Below are 7,251 nucleotides of genomic sequence, written 5' to 3' on the forward strand. Positions count from 1 at the left end.
CACATCTAATTTAGATGTGCTTAGTTATTCTTTAAGGATTTAAGTTATATTAAAGTGTTTCTTTGAACTTAAAGTTATATTTCTTATTTATCTTTTGAGCGATTTGACCTAGAAACTCTTGAACGGTCATTTTCTCAACTTTTTGTGTGTACCAAGCAAGTTTTGTTCCCTTGTTTTCCTTATTATAATTAACTAGAGAAGGCTTAAAAGTTTGATTTTTGTATTTATAATCAAATTTAATGTAAAGTTTATTTTCCTTTGGGCAATCTAGGATTACCTCATAAACTGGATCTTTAAATTCGGGTTGAAACTTAACTTTTTTAATTTTAGTTAGCATGTTTATCTCCCCTTTAAAATAATAACAACATATTCATTATACCATAGTTTGTGGATAAATAAGAGTAACAGCACTTTGAGGAAATAAATACCAGTTTTTGTCGATAATCCGGTCTAGTTTAATAATGAAAAAGATGTTATTTTTGGTAGGGCTTTATACTTTCTCAACAAATGCTTTTTTTGCAGTAATATACAAACCTGATTTTGTTTTCAAACGATACACCAAACCGTATTTTACAATATCAACAATTGTATAAACTGTATTTTCAGGACAAACTTCCACACGATTTTTCTTATCGAACTTAAGTTTGCTGTATGCCCAACATTTCTTCTTTATACGATATAAGCCGTTACCCTCTGTGTAATATTCTGATTTCTTAGGCTTGCTTTCTTTTTTCTTGTAATCTAATTTATCAGCAATAACTTTGGCAATTGCTTGACACAAACCTTCAAAATTTTCTCTATACGCCTTAGCGTCTTTCTCGCTAGTAACGAAGCAAACCTCTAAAAGAATAGCTGGTTTTACCGTTTTACGTAAGAAGTACAATTCTTTACGTTCTTTTGCACCACGATCTAAAATTCCGAGTGCATCAGCCATTGCTTTTGACATCTTCTTAGACAATGATTTCTCATCATAATATAAACATTCCGACCCCGTCGCAGACGCACTTGCACTATTAAAATGTACACTAATATCCAATGAACGCGACTTACTATTATGGTGATTCACGATATTCGCCAAGTTTTGATCTTGTGATGTTGCTGTTTTTTCATGATATTTATAACCTGAGCCATTGTAATTATTAGTCAGAATAGAGAAGACTCGATTTACAACCTTTTTCGCTTCTTCATGTTCATTTAATATCCCAGATGCTCCGGGAACTTTAGCACCATGCCCTGAACTGATTACGAATTTTTTTGTCATATAATTTCAGTCCTTTCTGTTTCTTCATAAGCCCATCTACATACAATATATGATTCCCCAAAAATTTCGTATAGGATAATGATTAGCAGGAAAATACATACCCTTATCCCATCTTAAGTATTTTCAAGTTTTTTCCTTACATATGTATTGCTATTAATTAAAGTATAAATAAAAGACCGATCCATTTGTAATCGGTCTTTTTGATTATTTTGCATTCGCTTTTGCTTGTTGACCAATTGCTTGAATATCAATAAACTTTAAAACTAAAAATAAAAGTATAATCCCTAAAACACATGAAGCAATATAAAATGCATTTAAATTATTTTTCATTAAAAGCGACATAATCGGCGGCCCTGCTGCTACTCCGATAAATCGTGCTGAACTGTAGAAAGAAGTAACTGTACCCCTCTCCTCTTTTCTTATATTTTCAGTAATGATTGCATCAAGCACTGGGAGTAGAGCTCCTAACGCAATACCTGCGATACTTGTTACAACTAAAAGAAATATTAAATTTTCTTTTAAAAACCCTACAAACACAATACTAATTGAAGTAATCACTAAAGAAATCAGTATCATTCTCTTAATGGCTTTTAGATCGCCTTTTATTTTTCGCCCCGTAACAAAAGAAGCAATACATAACATTAATAGTGGAATGGCTAGGACAAAACCTTTTTTTACTCCTTTTATATCATGTGCTTTTTCAAGGTTCTCTGATAAGAAAAACAACATACCGAATAAAACAAGCATCACATAAATTCCATTTAAGAAGACTACAAATAACCATTTTCCTTCTTCTTTAAAAGTCTTTTTGACTCTTTGAACAAAATCCTTAAATGCGACTGGAGGAGCTTTTTCTTTTGGGGACTTAACAAAAAAGATAACCAAAAGGATTGATATTAGGCTAAATATGGAGATAGAGAAAAAAGGGAGAAACCATAAAAAAGCTGCAAATGCAGCACCCAGGATTGGGCTTAACACTTTGCCAAATGTATTAGAAGTTTCGATAATCCCAAGACTTGCACTTGTTTTTTCATCATCGCCCTTGTAAAGGTCACCTATTAATGGCATAACAATTGGCATAGCACCCGCAGCACCAACACCTTGTAAAATACGACCGATTATAATTACAAAGTAAGGACTATCCAGTTTCCAGGATGCAAATGCAGAAATAAGTCCTCCGATAAATGCTAAGATTAAACTAGGTAATATAACAATTTTCCGTCCAAATCGGTCTGACAAATAACCGGCGACAGGTATAAGTAAAATAGCAGCAATTGAGTAACTTGTAATGATCATGCTTGATTGAAATGAAGAGATGTCTACCTTCTTTTCTAAAATAGGAAGAACTGGGATAAGCATTGAATTACCAAGTGTCATTACAAGTGGTATTGACGCTAAGCTAATTATGCACAATACGCTAACCTTTTCCTCTTTTCCACTATTATTTTGCATAAAAACACCTCTATGTGATTTAGTAATATATTTATCATGTCCAGAAGTGTTTTATTTATGTGTAATAGGAAAAGCTCATTATTATTTTTAAGGAAGAAATACTTTAGAATAACGATTTATACGCAAGTATCCCAAAATGTATACCAAATCCTATCATAGAAATTGATGAAACTGCTGATACTACATTTAAAAAATTAGAAGATAATATCTTCCGCGATCCACTTGAAATTGAAGCCATTATGAAATCTACTAATAGAATGCCTAACAAAATACAGACACTGTACATTCCGATTTCAAAAGTGTTTAGATTAGACCCACCTACTAAGACGGAACCATAAATACCCAACCAGAACAGAATTGTTAAAGGATTTAGAAGCGCTATCAGGAAACCCGATATAAATGAATGCCTAAGACGGATAATACGTTTAAAATTAGAATTCAACTTAACTTTATGCATAGTCAGTAAATTTTCTATTCCTGTATACAGAAGAACAAAGCAGCCAAAAGACCATAATATCGATTTAATAAACGGATATTCAATAAAACGTCCAATTCCTAAATATACTAAAAACATATAGGTTAAATCAGTTGCAATTGCTCCTAAGCTAAAAAACCAAGCATGAAAAAAACCATTTTTGATTCCTAAGTTTAATAATGTTGCTTTTACTGGTCCAATAGGAGCAGCTAAAGAAATTCCTAATAAAAAATAAGGTATCATGGTATGCATGTTTATTCACCTCCAACTTTTAACACTACGTTTATTAATTTTTCTTAATATCATATTCTGATAAGACAAACACTATTCGATTCGTTATATATTATTTTGTTTGTTAGAGGTGGTATTAAAAACAAAATAACATCCAGAAATAAGTTAAAAAGTATGTATTCCACTGTAGCTTTAATTACTTATTCGAATAATTTCTTACAATGCTTCTGTAGTATAATATTCAAACGTTTATCACATCCTGTTCTTGTTAAACAAAACAAGGAAATGGAGTGTTAACATGGGCATTCTAAGTGGTAACCCAAAAGATCAACCATTACACTATGGTGAAGTTATGGCAATATGGACAAATGTCGCAACAAACAACGGATTAATAGCTGCTTATCAAACATTTTTTAATCATACTGGTGATAAAGATTTAGCCAAAATCATTGAAGATGCTATACAGTGTTGCAAAGAAGAGAATGAGCAATTAGAAATTATCTTAAAAGTAAATGGCATAGCTCTTCCACCTGCGCCTCCTGATCGTCCAAATGCGAAATTAGAGGACATTCCAGCTGGAGCTAGATTTAATGACCCAGAAATAAGTGCTGCTCTTTCAAGAGATATGGTCTCTGGCCTTTTAGCATGCAGTGAAGCTATCGGTATGTCGATTAGAGAAGATATTGGCATGATGTTCGCTCAATTCCATATGAAAAAAGAACAACTGGGTGCAAAATTACTAAAACTTAGTAAAGAAAAAGGATGGCTTATTCTACCTCCTTTACATGTCGACTATCCAGAAGCATAAGATACTTTTATGAACCCCCTTTACCAGCTTGTATAAGCCTGTATAAAAAAGAGTAGCAATCGCTACTCTTTTTTGGTGTGTTTCAAATATTTACTTTACCTAGTGGCATTACTAATCGATGCTGCTTTCTTTGTATAGCCTAAATTATCAGCTATTACTTTTGCAATGGCCTGACATAGTCTCTCAAAATTCTCTCGGTAAGCAGCGGCATCTTTTTCACTTGTTACAAAGCAAACTTCTAAAAGTATTGCAGGTTTTGACGTATTACGAAGAAAATATAACTCTTGACGCTCTTTTGCTCCACGATCAGTAATGCCTAGTGCATTTGCCATGGCTTTTGACATTTTTGCAGATAAGGTTAACTCGCTATAATATAAACATTCTGATCCCGTTGCGGATGCAGTAGCCGCATTAAAATGGACGCTGATATCCAAAATACGAGTTTTACTATTATGATAATTTACGATTGTAGATAAGTTCTGACTTTGTGTTGTGGATGTATCATCATGGAACTTGAAGCCAGCTCCATTATAATTGTTTGTTAAAATCTCATATACACGATTTACGACTTTACGTGCTTCAGTGACCTCATTTAAAATACCAATTGCTCCTTGTACATATTTTCCATGTCCTGAACTAATGACGAATTGATTTACCATAAATAATTCCCCCTTAATAGTATTTTTGTTATTCCTTTTTGCTAAACCTTTGAGGCCTCTTAGGTAAAGCGAGCACAATAACATATGAGATGTATCTCACACTAAAAACTTATTGTGCTTATACTATATAAAGGAGTTTTCAGACGATATTTTACACCCTATAAACCAAATTTTTTAGTTAATGAATATTTTAATTCTAAAGAATTCGTTCAAGTTACATAATAATGGGGTATTTTGAATTATAATAATTATTTGTAGTATTAATAGATTGCTTTCTATTATAAAATAGTACTCAAAAAGCTATAAAATGTTATAAAAATTAAGTTTTTATTGAAAAGCGATTAATATAAGTTACTATTAGTATAGTGAATTCGAGATATTAAAAAGTGGCTATATGATAGCAATTTATAGGAGGAATTTTATTTTTGGATGCATTATTTGGAGTTGTAGGGGTTTTATTATTAGTAGTATCAATAATCAGTGTAGTAATTTTTGGGCTTTTATTAGCAGTGAAAAAGAATAATAGCAAAAAAAATTATAAACGAAAATTAAGAAATTCTAGTATTTTATTTGTAATTTCTATAGTACTCATTATTATCGCAGGAAGCCTATCACCATCTGAAAACAGTTCAAGTAAAAAGGATGAGACTACTTCTAGTAAGACAGTTGAGAAAAAAGAAAAGAAATCTGTGGCTTACACTTACGATAAAGCTGAAACTAAAGCCGATAGAAACGGTGATTTCTTAGTTAAAATTGAAGTTAAAGATGGTTATACACCAGAAATCGTTAAAGGTGCAAATGTAACTCTTAAAAAGAAAGATGACCATCATTATTTACTAAGCGGCACAGTTGATAAAAAGGAACAATCAGCAACATACAAGTTAAGTTTTACCGCTAATGATGATCAACAAACAATGAATCTTACTATTGATAATGCATTAGCTAAGAAAGCATATGTACAAAAACAAATTGCAGAAGCTAAGAAAAAAGTGAAAGAAACTGCCCTGAAAAATGAAAATACACTCTCATATGGGATGTTAAACAAATCCCAAGATAAATATGTTGGGAAGCCATATCACATTACTAAAGGCCACGTTATGCAAGCTATGGAAGACAACGGGAAGACAACTCTTTTAGTTCAATTGACTGATAAAGGTTATGGTATCTGGGACGATATCATCGCAGTCTATTATCCTAATACAACCGATGCTGTTGACAGTGATTTTGTAGAAATCTGGGGAACTTTAGGCCAAAAATGGAATTACACAACAAAAATCGGTGGTAGCAACTCCGTACCGACTATGAAGGCAGATACAATAAAAGTTATAGGCCATTCAAAATAGATATAAGCTGCTCATGTTTTATTCATTTGAAGTGAAAAACCAGAAAAAAAATTCTATATAAATAGTAATGAGTTCGGTCTTGCACCGGACTCATTTTTTAGTTTGTTTTATTTATGCAAAAAAAGAGAAAACTTTTAAGTGACTGCTCTTGCTCTAAGTAAAATTTCTTTATTACAGATTGTTCCATGTAATTATCTCTGCATCTTTTATGTCAACTTCTCCATAGGTTAATAAATGCGGGATAAATGCGAACAGACCAAATTTATTTCCCTTTTCCTTTTCATCTTTATAATATTCAACTGTCACTGAAGGGATTTCTTTCATTTCTTTATAATCATTAATATTTATGAAATTAATATCATCTTCATCTATATCATTATTGGGACCTCTGTATGTTTCCTTTGAATACATATAAATAGCATTCTTATTATTTTTTAAGTTTTGAATCGGTACTCTATAAAATTTGAGTTCCTCCTTAATTTGAATACCTAACTCAGTAAGAGCGTTATAGACATGATAAGGATGTAAAGGTGAGAAATGAATAACATCATTCCATAGACAATTCAATTTTGGAATTTGTCTTCTTAGAAGTTTTAACCTTTCCGGGTGATCAAAATATTTTTTAGAGTACTTTTCATATAATTCAGGGTGAGCCGTTTCCAATGAATTCAGAGAAATAAGTTTATCTCCCCTCATGTCTGCTGGAACCATATGATATATAAATTCTTGCATTACTTTTCCCCATCCCCCTGCTGAAATCAAAAAGTTAATCACATACTATTATTCTCTACTTTTAATCGTATTTCCTTGTTCAAGTTGGGAGAAATAGTTCTTTTACTTGGAACATAATTCTACTACAACTAAATCTATGAACTGTTACAACAAAACCTTCCTTCCAATTCATTTCTACTCTCTCTCGTATATTAGTAGTAAGAGCTCTTTCCGATAGAATTTCCAGTTGATCCGGACAACTGGTGATTCAATTGGATTTCCTATAGGAAGTGTCGCCTTTTGGCTCCCTC

8 protein-coding genes are annotated in these 7,251 nt (G+C 32.1%); 2 read left to right on the top strand and 6 right to left on the bottom strand.

Features of this window, described 5'->3' with window-relative positions:
* Positions 1-49: 49 nt before the first annotated feature.
* The 4 genes from D1606_RS17705 to D1606_RS17720 all read right to left on the bottom strand — a co-directional run bounded on the left by D1606_RS17705 (position 50) and on the right by D1606_RS17720 (position 3,440).
* Positions 50-337: a hypothetical protein gene (locus D1606_RS17705; protein WP_119417343.1), complete on the bottom strand. Its 288-nt coding sequence runs from the start codon at positions 335-337 to the stop codon at positions 50-52.
* Between the two features lie 153 nt (positions 338-490).
* Positions 491-1,261, bottom strand: coding sequence for an N-acetylmuramoyl-L-alanine amidase (locus tag D1606_RS17710; RefSeq protein ID WP_119417344.1), 771 nt, complete (start codon positions 1,259-1,261; stop codon positions 491-493).
* A 204-nt stretch (positions 1,262-1,465) separates the two neighbouring features.
* Positions 1,466-2,713, bottom strand: a complete 1,248-nt coding sequence (locus D1606_RS17715; RefSeq protein WP_119417345.1) for an MFS transporter — start codon at positions 2,711-2,713, stop codon at positions 1,466-1,468.
* A gap of 103 nt (positions 2,714-2,816) precedes the next feature.
* Complete coding sequence (locus tag D1606_RS17720) at positions 2,817-3,440, bottom strand: LysE family transporter (protein ID WP_119417346.1); 624 nt, start codon at positions 3,438-3,440, stop codon at positions 2,817-2,819.
* 277 nt (positions 3,441-3,717) lie between these two features.
* Here D1606_RS17720 and D1606_RS17725 point away from each other — a divergent pair, with 277 nt between their 5' ends.
* Complete coding sequence (locus tag D1606_RS17725) at positions 3,718-4,227, top strand: DUF3231 family protein (RefSeq protein WP_119417347.1); 510 nt, start codon at positions 3,718-3,720, stop codon at positions 4,225-4,227.
* Positions 4,228-4,322: 95 nt separating this feature from the next.
* Here the strand turns inward: D1606_RS17725 and D1606_RS17730 are convergent, their stop codons facing one another.
* Positions 4,323-4,886 (bottom strand): N-acetylmuramoyl-L-alanine amidase, encoded by a 564-nt coding sequence (locus tag D1606_RS17730; RefSeq protein ID WP_158582429.1) that lies wholly within the window; start codon positions 4,884-4,886, stop codon positions 4,323-4,325.
* A gap of 425 nt (positions 4,887-5,311) precedes the next feature.
* Between D1606_RS17730 and D1606_RS17735 the strand changes: the two genes are divergently transcribed.
* The gene (locus D1606_RS17735; RefSeq protein ID WP_119417349.1) at positions 5,312-6,229 is read left to right on the top strand and encodes a hypothetical protein; all 918 of its coding nucleotides are present in this window, start codon (positions 5,312-5,314) and stop codon (positions 6,227-6,229) included.
* A gap of 171 nt (positions 6,230-6,400) precedes the next feature.
* On the opposite strand, the gene D1606_RS17740 is transcribed toward D1606_RS17735, so the two are convergent.
* The gene (locus D1606_RS17740; protein WP_119417350.1) at positions 6,401-6,961 is read right to left on the bottom strand and encodes a group-specific protein; all 561 of its coding nucleotides are present in this window, start codon (positions 6,959-6,961) and stop codon (positions 6,401-6,403) included.
* Positions 6,962-7,251 lie beyond the last annotated feature (290 nt).

The sequence above is a fragment of the Rummeliibacillus sp. POC4 genome (assembly GCF_003576525.1).
GTDB lineage: Bacteria > Bacillota > Bacilli > Bacillales_A > Planococcaceae > Rummeliibacillus.

Coding starts and splice junctions, on each gene's coding strand:
- D1606_RS17705 (WP_119417343.1), bottom strand. CDS start 337: ATGCTAACTAAAATTAAAAAAGTTAAGTTTCAACCCGAATTTAAAGAT.
- D1606_RS17710 (WP_119417344.1), bottom strand. CDS start 1,261: ATGACAAAAAAATTCGTAATCAGTTCAGGGCATGGTGCTAAAGTTCCC.
- D1606_RS17715 (WP_119417345.1), bottom strand. CDS start 2,713: ATGCAAAATAATAGTGGAAAAGAGGAAAAGGTTAGCGTATTGTGCATA.
- D1606_RS17720 (WP_119417346.1), bottom strand. CDS start 3,440: ATGCATACCATGATACCTTATTTTTTATTAGGAATTTCTTTAGCTGCT.
- D1606_RS17725 (WP_119417347.1), top strand. CDS start 3,718: ATGGGCATTCTAAGTGGTAACCCAAAAGATCAACCATTACACTATGGT.
- D1606_RS17730 (WP_158582429.1), bottom strand. CDS start 4,886: ATGGTAAATCAATTCGTCATTAGTTCAGGACATGGAAAATATGTACAA.
- D1606_RS17740 (WP_119417350.1), bottom strand. CDS start 6,961: ATGCAAGAATTTATATATCATATGGTTCCAGCAGACATGAGGGGAGAT.